Annotated in this window: 12 protein-coding genes; 1 reads left to right on the top strand and 11 read right to left on the bottom strand. The window is 59.8% G+C overall.

What is annotated here, in order from left to right; genetic code table 11:
• Positions 1 to 309: 309 nt before the first annotated feature.
• Entirely contained in the window at positions 310 to 822 is a 513-nt protein-coding gene (gene rpsP / locus B2696_RS10420; RefSeq protein ID WP_286955273.1) for a 30S ribosomal protein S16, read from the bottom strand.
• Between the two features lie 381 nt (positions 823 to 1,203).
• Here rpsP and B2696_RS10415 point away from each other — a divergent pair, with 381 nt between their 5' ends.
• Positions 1,204 to 3,480, top strand: a complete 2,277-nt coding sequence (locus tag B2696_RS10415; protein ID WP_286955272.1) for an acyltransferase family protein — start codon at positions 1,204 to 1,206, stop codon at positions 3,478 to 3,480.
• A gap of 105 nt (positions 3,481 to 3,585) precedes the next feature.
• On the opposite strand, the gene ffh is transcribed toward B2696_RS10415, so the two are convergent.
• The 10 genes from ffh to B2696_RS10365 form a co-directional block, all read right to left on the bottom strand.
• Positions 3,586 to 5,220 (bottom strand): signal recognition particle protein, encoded by a 1,635-nt coding sequence (gene ffh, locus B2696_RS10410; RefSeq protein WP_286955270.1) that lies wholly within the window; start codon positions 5,218 to 5,220, stop codon positions 3,586 to 3,588.
• A gap of 47 nt (positions 5,221 to 5,267) precedes the next feature.
• The gene (locus tag B2696_RS10405) at positions 5,268 to 7,403 is read right to left on the bottom strand and encodes a [protein-PII] uridylyltransferase (RefSeq protein WP_376778869.1); all 2,136 of its coding nucleotides are present in this window, start codon (positions 7,401 to 7,403) and stop codon (positions 5,268 to 5,270) included.
• An 8-nt stretch (positions 7,404 to 7,411) separates the two neighbouring features.
• On the bottom strand, positions 7,412 to 7,750 hold the full coding sequence (locus B2696_RS10400) for a P-II family nitrogen regulator (protein WP_075730049.1): 339 nt from the start codon (positions 7,748 to 7,750) through the stop codon (positions 7,412 to 7,414).
• A gap of 3 nt (positions 7,751 to 7,753) precedes the next feature.
• Complete coding sequence (locus B2696_RS10395; protein ID WP_075731195.1) at positions 7,754 to 9,160, bottom strand: ammonium transporter; 1,407 nt, start codon at positions 9,158 to 9,160, stop codon at positions 7,754 to 7,756.
• A 106-nt stretch (positions 9,161 to 9,266) separates the two neighbouring features.
• Positions 9,267 to 9,629: a Na+/H+ antiporter subunit G gene (locus tag B2696_RS10390; RefSeq protein WP_286955267.1), complete on the bottom strand. Its 363-nt coding sequence runs from the start codon at positions 9,627 to 9,629 to the stop codon at positions 9,267 to 9,269.
• Between the two features lie 2 nt (positions 9,630 to 9,631).
• On the bottom strand, positions 9,632 to 9,922 hold the full coding sequence (locus tag B2696_RS10385; protein ID WP_075730051.1) for a cation:proton antiporter: 291 nt from the start codon (positions 9,920 to 9,922) through the stop codon (positions 9,632 to 9,634).
• Positions 9,923 to 9,925: 3 nt separating this feature from the next.
• Positions 9,926 to 10,453 carry a monovalent cation/H+ antiporter subunit E gene (locus tag B2696_RS10380; protein ID WP_276621679.1) on the bottom strand — a complete coding sequence of 176 codons (528 nt, stop codon included), beginning with the start codon at positions 10,451 to 10,453 and terminating at the stop codon, positions 9,926 to 9,928.
• Entirely contained in the window at positions 10,454 to 11,995 is a 1,542-nt protein-coding gene (locus B2696_RS10375) for a monovalent cation/H+ antiporter subunit D family protein (protein ID WP_286955261.1), read from the bottom strand. It lies immediately after the preceding gene.
• Complete coding sequence (locus B2696_RS10370) at positions 11,996 to 12,508, bottom strand: cation:proton antiporter subunit C (RefSeq protein ID WP_075730054.1); 513 nt, start codon at positions 12,506 to 12,508, stop codon at positions 11,996 to 11,998. It lies immediately after the preceding gene.
• Positions 12,508 to 15,486, bottom strand: a complete 2,979-nt coding sequence (locus tag B2696_RS10365) for a DUF4040 family protein (RefSeq protein WP_286955260.1) — start codon at positions 15,484 to 15,486, stop codon at positions 12,508 to 12,510. The genes B2696_RS10370 and B2696_RS10365 overlap by 1 nt, the downstream gene beginning before the upstream one ends.
• Positions 15,487 to 15,600: the final 114 nt, after the last annotated feature.

The following is a 15,600-nucleotide window of genomic DNA, read 5'->3' as shown; positions in this document are numbered from 1 at the left end:
TCTGGCAGCCCCCGCACACCAGCCGTTAGGCCAACCGGCCCAACGGCGACTTCCCGCACCCTAAAATACACCCCAGCGGGCAAGCAGGCAGGAATCGGGCTTTGCGGTGGAGATGATCCCGGAAAATACCCACAAGGGACTCGCTTATCACGCACTCTAGAACCCAGAAGAGCCGCTAAGCCTTGTCCGCATGAAAAAGGCCCGCCGTCTCATCTTCCCTCAGCTTACCTCCCACACCATGAGCGGTGTGCGAGGACGTTGCAGGGATTAAAAGCGGCGGGCCTTAAAACAAAAGCCTAGAGCGAGAAACTACTCTGCGGACTCTTCAGCGGCCTCAGGAGCCTCGGTTGCTTCAGCCTCAGCGGCAGCGGCCTCAGCGGCGGCCTTCTCTGCGGCTTCCTTCTCGGCAGCAGCCTTGGCCTCAGCGGCCTCCTTGGCCTTGTTCTTCTTCTCGGTGATGGCCTCGATGGTGGGGCCATTGTTGGCCTCAGCGAGGGCAGCGTTGAACAGATCCAGCTTGGAGGGCTTCTCCGCTGCAACCTTCAGGGTTCCCTCAGCACCGGGCAGGCCCTTGGCCTTCTGCCAGTCACCGGTGACCTTGAGCAGGGCGAGGACGGGCTCGGTCGGCTGCGCGCCGACGGAGAGCCAGTACTGTGCACGCTCGGAGTCGATCTGAATGAGGGAAGGCTCCTGCTTGGGCTGGTAGATACCGATGTTCTCGATAGCCTTGCCGGAACGGCGGGGGCGGGCATCAGCGATGATGACGCGGTACTCGGCGTTGCGGATCTTACCAATACGCTGGAGCTTAATCTTGACGGCCATGATGGCCTCCTTTTCTAGTCACTGGGCAGTTCAGACGCCTGTCACGTTCTTCATTGACTGGCCGGTTCAACCCTTGGATTTACTGCATGTGACGTACCGGCCGACCGTAGTCGGTGACGGTGTTATGCAGGAAAACTTTACTTATTTAAATGTCAGCCATTTCCGTGCGTTTCTGCGCAACGCGAAATAACCTCAGTCATACTACCCTGTTTGCGGTCCGTTGAGAAATCACCGCCTTAGTCAAGAACTGATCTGGACTTGCCGCTCGCGCCGTTCGACTCTAGCCCTCTGAACCTAGTATCCTTATCCGCGCGAATCATGCCCATCCACGCCGAGAATCTCGGCTGCTCCGCCGGCTTAAATGGCTTTAATGGAATGTATATGAACAAAGAATCCCCACGAAATTTCCGGTACCGTTATGACCTCGACGGTTTGCGGGGAATCGCCATCGCGCTCGTGGTTATCTACCACGTTTTCGTGGGAAGGGTCTCTGGCGGCGTGGATGTATTCCTGCTGCTTTCTGGTTACTTCTTCCTGGGTTCTCAGCTGCGTTATGCGGCCAATCCTGACGCTTCCCTCAACCCGTGGTGGCCTCTGTGGCGCACTGCCCGGCGCCTCGTACCCAGCCTTGCTTTGGTCATTGGCGCTACTTACTTCTTAGTTCGTGCATTCGCACCGGAGCTGATGAGCACGGAGTTTACGCAGCAGATCACCGCCACGATGCTCTACTTCCAGAACTGGGAGCTCGCGGTTCAAAACGCGGATTACGTGGCTGCCTCCTCCACTACCTCGCCGCTGCAGCACATGTGGTCGATGGCCGTGCAGGGACAGTTCTATCTCATGGGGATAATCTTTGCGCTTATCCTCGCCGCCATAGTTAAGCACCGGCCTACAGGAAGCAGCATTAAAAGCCGCACGCTTCCCACCGTCAACGAGATGGCCGGCCCGATTCTCATCGTCGTCACCATCGCTTCCTTCGCCTATGCCTCGCGCTTTGGCCTCTACGGGCCTCCTGAGAACTATTACTCAACATGGTCGCGGGCATGGGAGCTGACCTTGGGCGCGGTGCTGGCAATCTACGGCTCCAAGTGGGTCATCCCCCAGCGCTTCGCGGATCTCTTCACTGGGTTTGGTCTACTGTGCCTCATGTTTACCGGTGCCATTATCGCCGATACTTCTGCCTACCCTGGGCCTCTCTCTTTGCTTCCGCTGGGCGGCGCGGTCCTAATCATCCTGGGAGGCGGTGGCAGGATCTCGCGGGCCATGGCCTCCAAGTCCGCGCGTTGGTTGGGCGATGTTGCCTACCCCCTCTACCTCTGGCACTGGCCGCTTCTCATTGTTTCGACCTCCGCGCTGAAACTTGATACCCCGCCCTGGTGGCTGGGCATCATCATCATCGCAATCTCCCTCGTCTTGGCGGATCTCACGCACCGCTTCGTGGAAAAGCCCCTGCGTCAGCACCGCAAGCGCCCGCTTATCGACGACCTCCCAGTCAACAAGGCACTGTCCTCACTGCGCCAGAGGGCTGGGGCCGCACGCGGCGTGGGAGGCGTCGTCGTAACTGCCTGCGCCGTCGCTCTGCTGACCATTCACCCCTCATGGATCTCCTCTCTTAATAGCGCAGATTCTGAGCTTCTCAACCCTCGCGATTATCCGGGCGCCGCTGCTTATGCGCTTGATGTTCCCGTGCCAGAGGGGATTCAATACCGCCCGGATCCGATACTGGTGGGTGGCATAACGCCTCCTACCTCGGTAGCGCACTGCTTCATCCGCGAGGAAGAGGCCCCTGACTTCTTCCCCTCCGAAAGAGTTGACGGCGGCCCCTGCCTCTTTGGTGATCAAGACGCCGAGAAAGAGGTCTACGTGGTCGGCGGCTCCCATGCTGAGCAGTGGATTTCCGGTCTGGATAAACTGGGCCGCCAGATGGGCTTCAAGGTTGTCCCTATGCTGCGCGTTGGTTGTCCCATCGAGCTCGGTGATGATCTCACGGTATCTCCTGAGTGCGCTGAGTGGGGCAAGCTGGTGACCGAACGCATCATTGACGCAAAACCTGCCTTAGTCATCTCAAACAGCACCCGGCCCCAGGACCCTGCCGGTCACGGCCCTGACTACGTGCCGCCGGGATACGCCGCCTTCTGGGAAGAACTAGCAAATAATGACATCCCCTTCCTCGGCTTGCGGGATAATCCTTGGGGCTTTACCCCTGAGGGCATGCCCCGCGGCTTCGACGAGTGCTACGTCACCACTGAGGATGTTGTGGGCTGTGGAATGCCCAGCGAGCGTGTGTACGCGCCCGTGGATCCCTCCGCCTTCGTTCTCTCCCAGTATTCCAACATGCTGGGTCTGGACACTTCGACGTGGTTCTGCCGGGACGGTTCTTGCCCTGTAGTCATTGGCAATGTGATGGTCTATCGCGACATGCACCATATCTCTAGTGCTTTCGCCGACTCCGCGATGCCGATGCTGAGGGATGCTATTCAGCTTTTCCTCGACGGCGAAACTGTGCAACAGGAAGCACCCGAGGAGCAGGAAACTCCAGAGGAGACGAGCGAAGAACAGCCACAGCCTGTCCGTCCTGCTCCACAGCTAGCTCCCGCCGAGCCTGTACAGCCGGTTCCCTACCCAGTCTATGGCGCGGCCGCAGCCAACCCAGTCTAGGAATACGGAAGTTCGTTTCTCTCCTGAGAGAGAAGAAACCCCGCGATGCCCCTCACAAAAGAGGTTTATCGCGGGGGTTAGTTGTTTAAGGCACTACTTCCAGCGCTACTTCTTGCCCTGGCCGAAATCGAGGTTATTGAGGTCGATGTTCTCCATGCCCTTGGGCATCTTCGGCGATGGGCCCGCCTGGCCTTGGCCCATCTGCTGCTGGAGTTTTTGCAGCTCCTCTATGGAAGGCATGCCGCCGCCCATGCCGGGCATACCGCCGCCCATGCCGGGCATTGCACCTGGCATCTGCGGACCACGCGAAGAGTTGCCCTTGGCCTTCTTGCGCTTGCCCTTTTTGTTCTTTCGGCCCTTGGCCTGCTTCTTGGTAGCAGAGCGCCCCAGGCCGCCGCCCATGCCGAATTGTCCGGCCATGCGCGACATCATCTTCTTAGACTCGTTGAAGCGCTCTATGAGCTGGTTGATGTCGGAGACGCTGACACCGGAACCAGTGGCGATGCGCTTGCGGCGCGAGGCATTGAGGATCTTGGGATCCGTGCGTTCTTGGGGAGTCATGCCGCGGATGATGGCCTGGATTCGGTCGAGTTGCTTTTCATCAACCATGTCCGCCATCTGGCTCATCTGGCTGCCGCCGGGCATCATCTTGAGCAGGTTGCCAATGGGCCCCATCTTCCGAATCATGAGCATCTGATCCAAGAAGTCATTAAGGGTCATCTCGCCGGAGCCAATTTTGGCTGCGGCTTCTTCGGCCTTCTTCTGATCCAGGGACTGCTCAGCCTGCTCAATCAGGGAGAGCAAGTCACCCATACCGAGGATGCGGCTGGCCATGCGCTCGGGGTGGAATACATCGAAGTCCCCGAGCTTTTCACCGGTGGAGGCAAACATGATGGGCTTGCCTGTGACCTCACGGATAGAGAGCGCGGCACCACCACGGGCGTCGCCATCGAGCTTGGTAAGAACAACGCCACTGAAGTCGACGCCATCGCGGAAGGCCTCCGCCGTATGCACGGCGTCTTGGCCGATCATGGAGTCGATGACGAAAAGGACTTCGTCAGGATTGACCGCATCACGGATGTTGCGCGCCTGGGTCATCAGGGTCTCGTCGATGCCCAAGCGGCCGGCGGTATCGATGATCACCACGTCATGCTGGGTGCGCTTGGCTTCCTCGATACCGGCCTTGGCCACCGCTACGGGATCACCGTGGGAGGTACCCATCTCGTGCTCGAAAGAGTCGACGGAGGTGCCGGGATCGGGAGCAAAAGTAGGAACTCCTGCACGCTCACCGACAATCTGCAACTGCTGTACGGCGCCGGGGCGCTGGAGGTCACAGGCCACGAGCATAGGCGTGTGCCCTTGACCGGCCAGGTGCTTGGAAAGCTTTCCGGCAAGGGTGGTCTTACCTGCACCCTGCAGACCGGCAAGCATGATGACCGTGGGCGGGTTCTTGGCTAGGTGCAGACGCCGTGTCTCGCCGCCGAGGATCTGAACGAGCTCCTCGTTGACGATCTTGATGACCTGCTGGGCCGGGTTAAGCGCCTCGGAGACCTCTGCGCCTGCAGCACGCTCCTTGATGCGCTTGATAAAGCCGCGGACAACATTGAGCGAAACATCGGCCTCGAGCAGCGCGAGACGGATCTCGCGCGCGGTGGCGTTAATATCCGCCTCGGTTAGTTTGCCCTTGCCACGCAGACCCGATAGGGCAGATTGCAAGCGGTCGGACAAAGACTCAAACACTTCTGAGTGCTCCCTCAATACTCGGGGTAATTCTTAACTCCCCCAGCTTAGCCGGTCGCCAGTACCTGGGTCACATTTCTCACCACCGAGGCGCGCGAAACGTCCCCGATAGGCTGTGCCTGCAGCACCATGGTCGCTCCCGGGTTATCTACCGTAATCCACTCACAATCTGGCAGCTTGGCCAGCACGTGCCCAAACACGTAGGGCCTATCGGGGGTTCGCACCTCGAATACTCCACCGGCATTCCACATGGCAGTTGCCGGTGCGCCCCCCTCTATGGGAGGAAGAACGGTGTACACCCCCGACTTATAAGCCTGCACGAAGCGGTCTTCGTCGGCGGCGGCGGCGAAAGACTCCTGCGCTGTGCGCACGTCGAACTCTGCGGCATAGCCAGCATCGAGACCCTGCTCTGAGTCAGCACTCACGCGCGCCATCCTGACTTTGACGATGCTCCAGCCCAATGCCGCGATGAGCGCCAATACACGAATGACCTCACGCTGATAGGAACCATGCCAGAAGATCGTGAGCTCTTTCTCCGCAGCGTTGGCACGCAGCCCGATCTCGCCTTCGGTATGGACTCGGGGACGCACTGGAACGAAGGTCTGCAACTCCCGGAGGGCTCGGCGAGTAAGAACCTCGATTCCACGCTCCATACGCTGGTTCCACACCCCGGGGCCAGTGGATTCGGCATCAGCCTTGGCCAAGACCTTCAACAAGTTCACCGTGAGATGATCGAAATGCACCGCGTCGAGCAGCGCGTCGCGCGCCTCATCTGAGGCGGGATCCATCCTGGTGACGATCTTGGCCAGCGTGGTGTGCTCGGCCACGAGCGTCTGCACACGTGAGCGATCCGCCAGGTTCAAGCGCATCTTCGCGGCCATTTTGGTCACCATTTCCGCCCCCACCTGCTCGTGAGGACGGCCATAGCCTTTTCCAATGTCGTGATAGAGAGCTGCCAGCAGTAAGAGATCTGGCCGGGCCACGTGGGTACGCATCTCGGCGCAGCGCTCCACAGTAAGAACGCTGTGAAAATCAATGGTATGCAGGTGCGTGCGCTCACGTGGCATCATGCCGCGAATATGCGGCCACTCTGGCACGATCTTCTCCCACAGGCCGTGCTCGTCAAGCTGGGCTATGACGCGATGGGTCTGGGTGGGAAAAGAGAGCAGAGCAAAGAAGGCGTCCGTGCAGGAAGAAATCCAGTGTTCGGGCAAGGGCGGCAGGCTGCCAAGACTTCCCCAGACGCCGGGATCGATCTTCTTGCCAGTACGCGCAGCGGCGGCCGCCACGCGCAGCACCAAGGCTGGGTCAGCAAGGTCCGCATTGCGCGCCAAGGTAACGTAGCCGCGCGACTCAACCACGTCGAGGTCAAGGGGTTTGCGCACTGTATTGTGGCTGCGGCGTCCCACGAGGTCGCGGGCAGCGCTCAAACCCCGTTCTACGGCCTTGTCCACGGTAGCCGCGGCAGATACCAGCGCGGCGGAGAGCTCATAGCGATCTGCGAAGCCGAGATCGGCGGCGATGTCAGCCGCGAACTCGGGATCGAGGGTATCGCGGTGCCTGCGCGCGTGGACATGCAGCAGCGTGCGTACGTCGAGCAACAGGCGCCGCGGCCCAGAAAGATCCGGAGCATCGCAGAGGTTTCCCAGCGCTAAGGCGCGCAGGAGCTGGATATCGCGTAGACCACCGCGCCCGTTCTTGATGTCCGGGTTGGTCATAGCAGCAAGCGTTCCTGATCTCCGCCACCGCGAGATAGTTGCGGCGAGGAAGTCCTCAAAATGCCGCTGAAGCTGCAGACGCCAGGCAGCCAGAATCTTGGCGCGGGCCTCATCCACCAGCATCTTGTCCCCGGCCACGTAGCTGAGGTCGAGCTGGGCGAATCCCGCCGACGTATCCTCGGCCGCTATCTGGGCGCACTCGGAAGGAGTGCGCATGGAATAGTCGAGGTGATACTTGGCATCCCACACCGGGTACCACAGCTGCGAGGCTTTCTCCTCATCGAGCAACTCTCCATCGGGATAAAGCAGGATGAGGTCGATGTCGCTGCGCGGGGTCATCTCTCGGCGTGCGAAAGACCCCGTAGCTGCCAGGGCGTAGCTGGCAGGCAGCTCCAGGGTCTTAAGTAGTTCCGAGGCCTTGTTATATGCCTCGTCACGCAGTTGCGCTGGATTGCGCGTCACAATACCTCGCTTTAGAGAGCGGCGTTTCCGCGCTCGCCGGTACGCACTCGAATAACTTCTTCGACTGCGGTAACCCAGATCTTGCCATCACCAATCTTTCCGGTGAAGGCCGCTTCTACGATGACGTTGACGATTTCGTCCACGGATTCATCGACGGCGAGGACTTCCAGCTTAACCTTGGGCACGAAGTCCGTGGCATATTCTGCGCCACGGTAGACCTCGCTGTGGCCGCGCTGCTGGCCAAAGCCCTGTGTTTCGGTGACGGTGAGTCCGTGAATGTCTAGCTGTTCGAGGGCCTCACGGATATCGGGAAGCGTAAACGGCTTAACTACGGCGGTAATCAGTTTCATGTCTTACTCCTTAGCTTCGGTACGAGGCGGAATAACGGGCGATGATCCGCTGCTTCCTTCTTCTTTCATAGTAGCGCTCGAGACCAAGCCGCTTCGCATATTGTCCGGACCTTGCAAGTCATAGGCAGACTCGCGGTGTTCGGTGTAGTCGATGCCGTTGTATTCAACCTCGTCATCGACGCGCCAGCCCATGACGGCCTTGAGCACGATGGCGATGATGAAAGTTCCGATGCCGGAAACCAGCATCGCTGCCACGGCGATGGCGAACTGCACGGCCAGCAGCTTGAATCCAGGTCCGACCTCATCGGTGAAGATGCCGCCCTCGCTGGCGAAGAATGCCAGGCCGATGGTGCCCCAGAGGCCGGCAACGAGGTGCACGCCGACGACGTCAAGGGAGTCATCGTAACCGAACTTGAACTTCAGACCAACGCCGAGGCAGGCCAGGATTCCGCCGATGAGCCCCAAGATAATGGAGGTCAGTGGGGTCAGGGCGCCGGCAGCTGGGGTGATGGTGACAAGCCCGGCGACGATACCGGAGGCAGCGCCCAAGGAGGTAGCTGCCTTGTCTCGAATCATTTCCACTGCCATCCAGCCGGCCATCGCCGCTGCGGTTGCCACGGTGGTGTTGAGCCAGGCCAGGCCTGCCAGACCATCTGCCGCGAAGGCGGAGCCGCCGTTGAATCCGAACCAGCCGAACCACAGCAAGGCAGCGCCGGTCATGACCATGGGCAGGTTGTGCGGGCGACCAATGGACTTGGGGAAGCCGCGGCGCTTGCCGATGACTAGGGCAAGGACGAGGGCCGCAGTACCTGCGGAAATGTGGACGACGGTACCGCCCGCGAAGTCGATAGGAGCGATGGTGGCTTCGCCGTCGGTGACGCCGAACAACCAGGCAGACACAGAGTTTTCAGCGTGGGAGAGCAGTCCCCCGCCCCAGACCATGTGGGCCAGCGGAAAGTAGACGAAGGTGGCCCATGCACCGCTGAATACCAACCAGGTGGAGAACTTAACGCGGCCTGCCAAGGCACCCGAGATGAGGGCAGTGGAGATTACCGCGAAGGTGAGCTGGAATCCGATATCGATGATGTTGGGGTAGCCAGAGGCTCCCTCTACGTAGTTTCCAGCCTCGTCCACGATTTGGTCCTTGAGACCAAAGAACTCGAAGGGACTTCCGGTAATTCCTGCCCACGACGTCGTGGCGTAGGACATGGACCAGCCCCACAGGACGTAGATGATGCTGACCACGGCCATTGCCCCGAAGGACATCATCATCATGTTGAGGACACTGCGGCGGCCTGACATACCGCCATAAAACAATGCGAGCGCCGGGGTCATTAGCAGAACGAGGGATGCGCTAATGAGCATCCAACTCGAGTTCCCCGCCACCGCTGTCACCTGATCGGGAGTCATCATTCACCAACTTTTCTATAGTCTTATAGATACAAGAAATAGATTATCGGTAGGACTATAGAAACTGCAAGTTTTAGTCTCTCGACAGATATATCACAGCGCGCGCCTAAGCTTTATTGTTACCATCCCGCTCCATCTCGGCGTAGCGGCGACGCGCATACTTCACGTCGGTGACGGTCACACCGTAGATGGAACGCCCCATGTAGAAGGAGCCCACGGAGGCCACTACCCATACCCCGGCGCAGGCCACGAGGACCTTGATGAAGGACACAACCGAAAATCCCTCCTGCGCGCAGTCAACGATGAACTTGGCCACGAGGGTCAAGGGAACGGCAACACCCACGGTAGGGCCCAAGAGATTGACTCTTGTCAGCGCATCTGGGGCGCGCCACAGGGCAATAACGGTGGCCACGACCATGACGGTAGCCAGCACCAGAAGGATCGAGGCGAAGACTTCATAGAGAGCCATGCTTAACGACGTCCTTTCGAAATAACGCGTGCCATCGACAGCGTGGGCAGCACACCGCCAGCAATCGCACCCAGTACCGCGATGTCGTAGACCAGGGCGGCGTCATTGAGCAGCGACCACGAAAAGTAGACGCACAGCATGCCGTAGAAGACCAGATCAGAAAGCACGGTCCGCGTTAGCTCGTCGCGGCTGCGTAAGGCGAGGATGATGCCCGCCATGATCGAGCCGGCCATGACCGCGATGCACACGGTCACCACCCAGCCAAAGGGACTCAAGGATCCAGGATCAAACATCTGCTACTTCCTCTCGCCTTGGTCGCGCCGCGCCCGCACGGGCCACACGGAGAACTTCTCCGCCTCCGATGCCGCCAGTGGGGTGTCCTCTTCCCCGACCATATCGGGAGCACGCATCTGCCTGCCCAGGGTCTCCAGGGGATACTCATAAAAGGCTGGGTCCAACTCCGCATGCTCGCCCTGGCCAGGCACACCATAGTCAATCTCCTTGACGTGCGGAGCCATGCGCTGCTCCATATCTGCCAACCCCGCGACGACCTCTGCGGGATCGGATCCCATCACCGCCTGCACGATAACGATGCGCGGGTTTCCCTCGCGCGTGGGCTCACGCAAGCCCAGCGAGAGAGTACCTGGGGTGGCGGTGATAGAGGTGCTGAACCAAAAGATCTGCCACGCCGAGGTCACGCGGAGCGGATACCTCACGATGACCGGGCGATATCCCGTATCGCGCTTGAAGGAGGCAAAGGCCAGCGTGAAGCCGGAGACGAAGATCTCCTTGATGAGCCATGGAATGTAGAAGATGACATGCATTTAACGGCCCTCCTGAATGGAGTCGAGATCGGGCATGGCCACGGGGTCGTCGCCAAGCACGGCGTCGACGTAGGCGTCGGTGTTGAGCAAGTCCCCAGCAGCCTGGTCCACGACTCCGATGACGGGACCGGCGAAGACGAACATCGCCACGGAACCCAAGATCAATGCGGCCGAGGGAGCCATCAGCTTCTTGCGAATAACGAGCTCATCTGGGACCTTTTCCGCGGGGAGGTCCTTGCCCCAAAATACCTTGCGCCACACGCGCAGCATGGCCAGGAAAGCGGCAAAGGAGGCGATGATGATAACGGCGATGGATACCCAGGCCCAGATCCCGCCATCCCGCGCGATCTCAACAACGATGAGGACTTTGCCCCACATACCGGAAAAGGGTGGGAATCCCACCACCGCGAAGGATCCTGCGGCAAATATCCAGGCAATGATGGGATCACGGCGTGCTAGGCCTGAGAGCTTCCTCAAGCGGCCCGTGCCGTAGGTTTCCTCGATGGCGCCGGAGGCAAGGATGAGCGAGCCAAGGGTGAGCATATGGTGGACGGTGTACAAGATGCCTGCAGCCAGAGCGCGCTGCGGATCCGCGGTGCTAAAGGCCAGCATGATGACGATGAAGGGGATGCCGTTGAGCATCTGATAGCCCAGGACGCGGCGGATGGAGTTCTCCGCGAGCCCGCCGAAGGAGCCCACCAGCATCGATACCAGCATCAGGACGATGATGAGCACCCCCCAGCGCTCATCCATGCCGAAAAGATGGACGTAGAGGCGATAGAGCATGTACACCGCGACCTTGGTGTGCAGGCCCGAGAAGAGCCCCATGACCGCGGCCGAGGTGCCTGGATAGGTGCGCGGGAGCCACGACTGCACGGGGAAGATGCCGGCCTTGGTGATAATAGCGATGACAATGATGGCACCGGCCACGGTGGCAGGACCATTACCGGCCGCAGCGCCCTCCAGGGCAGCAAGGTTGACCACGCCGGTCACCGAGTACATGAAGCCAACGCCGACCACCAACAAGGTGGAGGCGAAAAGGTTAACCAAGACGAATGCGCGACCCGCCGCCAGGCGTGACCACGTGCCAGACATCGTGATGAGCCCGTAGGAAGGCAACAACATGACCTCGATGAACACGAAGAAGTTGAAGAGATCCGCTGTAAGCAAAGCACCGCAGACGCCGGTAATGAGGATAAGCGTCAGGGAGGGATAGTAGCGGGACTTGGTCTCCCCGCTGACAATGGCGAACCAGTTGGCGCCGAAGGCCACGATCATCGTGCTGACAATCATGAGCGCGGAGAAAGAATCCGCCGCGAAAGAAATGCCGGCGTTGCCGCGGTAGAGGCCCACCGAGTGCGCAACTACGCCTTCGTTTAGCGTGTAGACCAAGAGCGCCAGCCCGGCAAAGATGCCGATGCCGGGGACTATAACCATGATGGAATCGCGCACCCTACGCCATGGGGCCAAGAGCGCAAAAGCCGCAGAGACCAGTGGCACTGCCGGGAACAGCGGGAGGAGCTGACTTACTAGGTCATTCATTTATGCCTCCTCATTCTTGTCATTGTCTTGGTCGCGGCGTCCCTCTGCCCCATCAGCAACTGCGGAGGCAGGGTTCTCGTGCGCAGCCGGCGGGGTACCGCGCCGCAGCGCGTGCATGTGCTCGTCCGAGCGGCTTAGGATCTCTCGATTCTGCGAGTCACGCCCCAAGGTAGAAAAAGCGTGATCCACGGTGTTGTCATCCACCGGCTCGACGACATTGGTGTCGTCATTCGCTCCCATGGCCGCCATGGTTAGCAGGATGGTCGAGGTGGCCATCGAAATAACAACCGCTGTGAGGACGAAGGCCTGCGGTAGCGGATCGGACATCTCTTCAAAAGGAACCCGGGAGGGAAAGGCCTCTCCGCGGTAGGAATAGACCCCCGTGGCCAGAAGCGTCAGGTTGACGCCGTGCCCAAAGGACATCATTCCCAGCACGATGTGGACTAGCCCGCGCTGTTGGATGAGGTAGACGGCTCCGCCGACGAGTACTGCAATGGTTAATGCCAGAATCATTAGTTCTCCCCCTCGCGTTTACGCACGGCTCGTGGGGACTCTTTCTTGGTTCGTGCCTCGGCCTTGTTGAGCAAAGCCAACGGATTGCTCGAGGGATTGATCGGTTCGGGATAAGGATCGTCCTCGTCCTCGAGGACCACCCGCGGGGTATCCGGTAGCGCCGAGTCCTTGTCGTGGATCCAAGGCAAGTACTCGCGTTCCGTACCGGGACGAAGATATCCACCCAAGGCGTTGATCGCCATGGTGAGCATGCCAAGCACCGCGAGGTAGATGCCGAGGTCGAAGATGAGCGAGGTGGTCCAGTGCTGGCCAAAGGCATGGCCATGAATCGCGGTAAGGAAGCCGCCGTTGCCCAATCCACCGTGCCAGTAGCCGATGAATCCGGCCGAAAGCGCCACGATGATTCCGATGCCGGTGAGGTGAATAGGAGTCATCTTGCCAAAGACAATCTCATCGGAGCCGCGCGAAAGGTACGTCAACCCGATGGCAGCGCCCATAATCAGCGCCGCGGGGAATCCGCCGCCGGAGGCATTGTGTCCGCGGAAGAATACCACGACAGAAACGATGACCAGCACCGGTACCACGAGGACGAGCACCTTGCGCAGCGGCACCGAGTTCAGCTGCGATTGGCCGAAGGGAGCTGGGCGCGTGCCCGGCGTGAAGGGGAAGCGAGGCAAGGAAGCAGCGACGGCAGCGATGACGACAGCGGCCATGCCCAGCACGGAAAGCTCGCCCAAGGTATCAAGAGCACGGAACTCAACGATGATGGTGGCGACGACGTTGTCACCACCGGTAATCCCGGGAGCCTCCTTGAGATACCACAACGCCAAGTCAGAGCGTTCGTGGCGGCCGATGAGCGCCCACACCGCCAGGAATGCGGCTATACCGGCCAGAATGGCGATGACGATGGAGCTTATCCAGCGCGGCTTATTGCGCACCGGCTGGAACTTCTCCGGTAGATAGCGCAGCACCATCATCATGACGATGACGGAAAGGGCTTCGACAGTAAACTGCGTCAACGCCACGTCCGGTGCGCCCAAGAGCAGCATCTGCAACGTCACGCCCACGCCGACCATGCCGATGAGGACAGCCCCAGTCAGGCGGTTTCGGGTGCGCACGAGGCCGCTCATTGCCAGCGCAATGATGGCGAAAGGCACCAGATCCCAGGCATTGTCTAGGCCTGACACCCGCGGTGCAAGCGGAACTCCATCGATGCCATTGCCAAGCAGAGTCACCCCGGCCAAGACGATGATCAAGATGATGATCGGCAGCAGCAAGAAGGAGGGGTTGTGTGTATCCGACATCTTGCCGGCCGCCTTACCCAACTTCTGGCTCGCATTTTGTACGGCACTCAAGGCTTCGTTGCCGCTACGTGGGAAGAGAGCCTTGTCCTCCACCAGCGCCCACAGCTGACGGCGGTAAACAGTAGCTACCACGCCCGCGATGAGTACGGCAATGGAAATGAGCAGCGGGACCGTGATGCCATGCCACAAGCTCAGGTGAGAGCGGCTCGTCATACCGATGGACTGGGCAATGGCGTCGACCGGGCGATCGAAGGAGCCCAGCACGAATACCAAGGGCAGGGAGAGCACACCGGGCAAGGCGGCTGGCAGCCACAAGCGTACTGGCGCCTCGTGTACGCCATCCATGGGGCGTGGACCATCGAAGAAGGCTCCGAAGATGATCTTCGCCGAGTAGCTGAATGTAAAGAATGCACCGACAGCCGCTGCCACCAAGAGAATGATCTGCGGGCCGGTTCCTATGGGAGCCTCCTCAAAAGCGGCGAGCATCCCCTCTTTGGAAACGAATCCCAGCAGCGGTGGGACCGCGGCCATAGAGGCCGTGCCGATGAGCAGAGATCCAAAGGTCCAGGGCAGCTTGTTCCATAAGACTCCGAGCCGGCGAATATCGCGTGAGCCCGCCGCATGATCGATGACGCCTATCAACATGAAGATGGAGGACTTAAACAAGGCGTGGGCCAGGGTATGCACCACCGCAGCGGTAATCGCCAGCGGAGTACCCACACCGATTGTCGCCACGATCCAGCCCAGGTGCGAGACCGTGGAATAAGCGGTGAGCTTCTTCAGGTCAGTCTTTTGCAAGGCGAACACGGCAGACATCACCGCCGTAGCCATGCCCACAACGATAAGCAGCCAGTTCCATAACGCGACGTCGTGGAAAATGGTGGAAAAGCGCAGTAAAAGGTAAATGCCGGCTTTGACAACCGCAGCCGCGTGCAGGAAGGCCGAGACCGGAGTCGCGGCAGCCATGGCTTCCGGCAACCAAAAGTGGAAGGGAAACTGCGCGGACTTGCTAAAGGCCGAGACTGCGACCAGGAGCGCCACCCAAGCACTCAGGGCTGGGCTTTCGCCCCATACCGGGGATGCCAAGATCTCCGTTAGATTTGTGGTTCCTGCGGAGGTAGCCGCAATGGCCACCGCCGTTAGAAGAGTCAATCCTCCGATAAAGGTGAGGATCAGGGTTCGCTGCGAGCCATCCTCTCCGGCTTTTCCGGAGCGCGCGATGAGAAGGAAAGAAGCCAGGGATACCAGTTCCCAAGCAAGGAACAGCACGACCACATCATCGGCCAAGACCAGCAGCAGAATCGACAGAGTAAAGGCCGTCATCAGCACATAAAAGCTGGTGCTGCCCTTGCCTTTGGGGAGGTAGGCAGCCGAGTAGACAAAAACCACCGCACCGATGACGAGCGCCAACAGGGCAAAGAAGAGTCCCAACGCGTCGCCGCGCAGGGAAAAATTAATGTCTACTCCGGGGGCTAGGAAGTCCTTGACCCACGTCAGAGAGAACTCCAGTACCTGTCCCCTACCCACCTCGGGCAAGTGACGGGCAAGGAGCGCTGCCGCAAAGATAAAGATTGCGGCCAGCGGATAGCCTGCGGCGCGATCTGCGACTTTCACCGTTGCAGGGGCGAGAACTACGGCTGCGGATGCAAGGAGAATCACATAGAGCAGCGTCACGGAAAACTTGCCTCACTTACTGGGGTGGAGATCATCGACATAGAGAGTGCAGGATTCTCAGCTATCCCAGGGACATAGGAATACTAATGAACAACTGGAATAGAGAAAACACAG

The sequence above is a fragment of the Corynebacterium sp. UBA4397 genome, from assembly GCF_002390965.1.
GTDB lineage: Bacteria > Actinomycetota > Actinomycetes > Mycobacteriales > Mycobacteriaceae > Corynebacterium > Corynebacterium flavescens.
Note: the sequence above shows the minus strand (reverse complement) of the source record. Positions and strands in the feature narration are given on the sequence as shown.

Coding starts and splice junctions, on each gene's coding strand:
- rpsP (WP_286955273.1), bottom strand. CDS start 822: ATGGCCGTCAAGATTAAGCTCCAGCGTATTGGTAAGATCCGCAACGCC.
- B2696_RS10415 (WP_286955272.1), top strand. CDS start 1,204: ATGAACAAAGAATCCCCACGAAATTTCCGGTACCGTTATGACCTCGAC.
- B2696_RS10400 (WP_075730049.1), bottom strand. CDS start 7,750: ATGAAACTGATTACCGCCGTAGTTAAGCCGTTTACGCTTCCCGATATC.
- B2696_RS10395 (WP_075731195.1), bottom strand. CDS start 9,160: ATGACTCCCGATCAGGTGACAGCGGTGGCGGGGAACTCGAGTTGGATG.
- B2696_RS10390 (WP_286955267.1), bottom strand. CDS start 9,629: ATGGCTCTCTATGAAGTCTTCGCCTCGATCCTTCTGGTGCTGGCTACC.
- B2696_RS10385 (WP_075730051.1), bottom strand. CDS start 9,922: ATGTTTGATCCTGGATCCTTGAGTCCCTTTGGCTGGGTGGTGACCGTG.
- B2696_RS10380 (WP_276621679.1), bottom strand. CDS start 10,453: ATGCATGTCATCTTCTACATTCCATGGCTCATCAAGGAGATCTTCGTC.
- B2696_RS10375 (WP_286955261.1), bottom strand. CDS start 11,995: ATGAATGACCTAGTAAGTCAGCTCCTCCCGCTGTTCCCGGCAGTGCCA.
- B2696_RS10370 (WP_075730054.1), bottom strand. CDS start 12,508: ATGATTCTGGCATTAACCATTGCAGTACTCGTCGGCGGAGCCGTCTAC.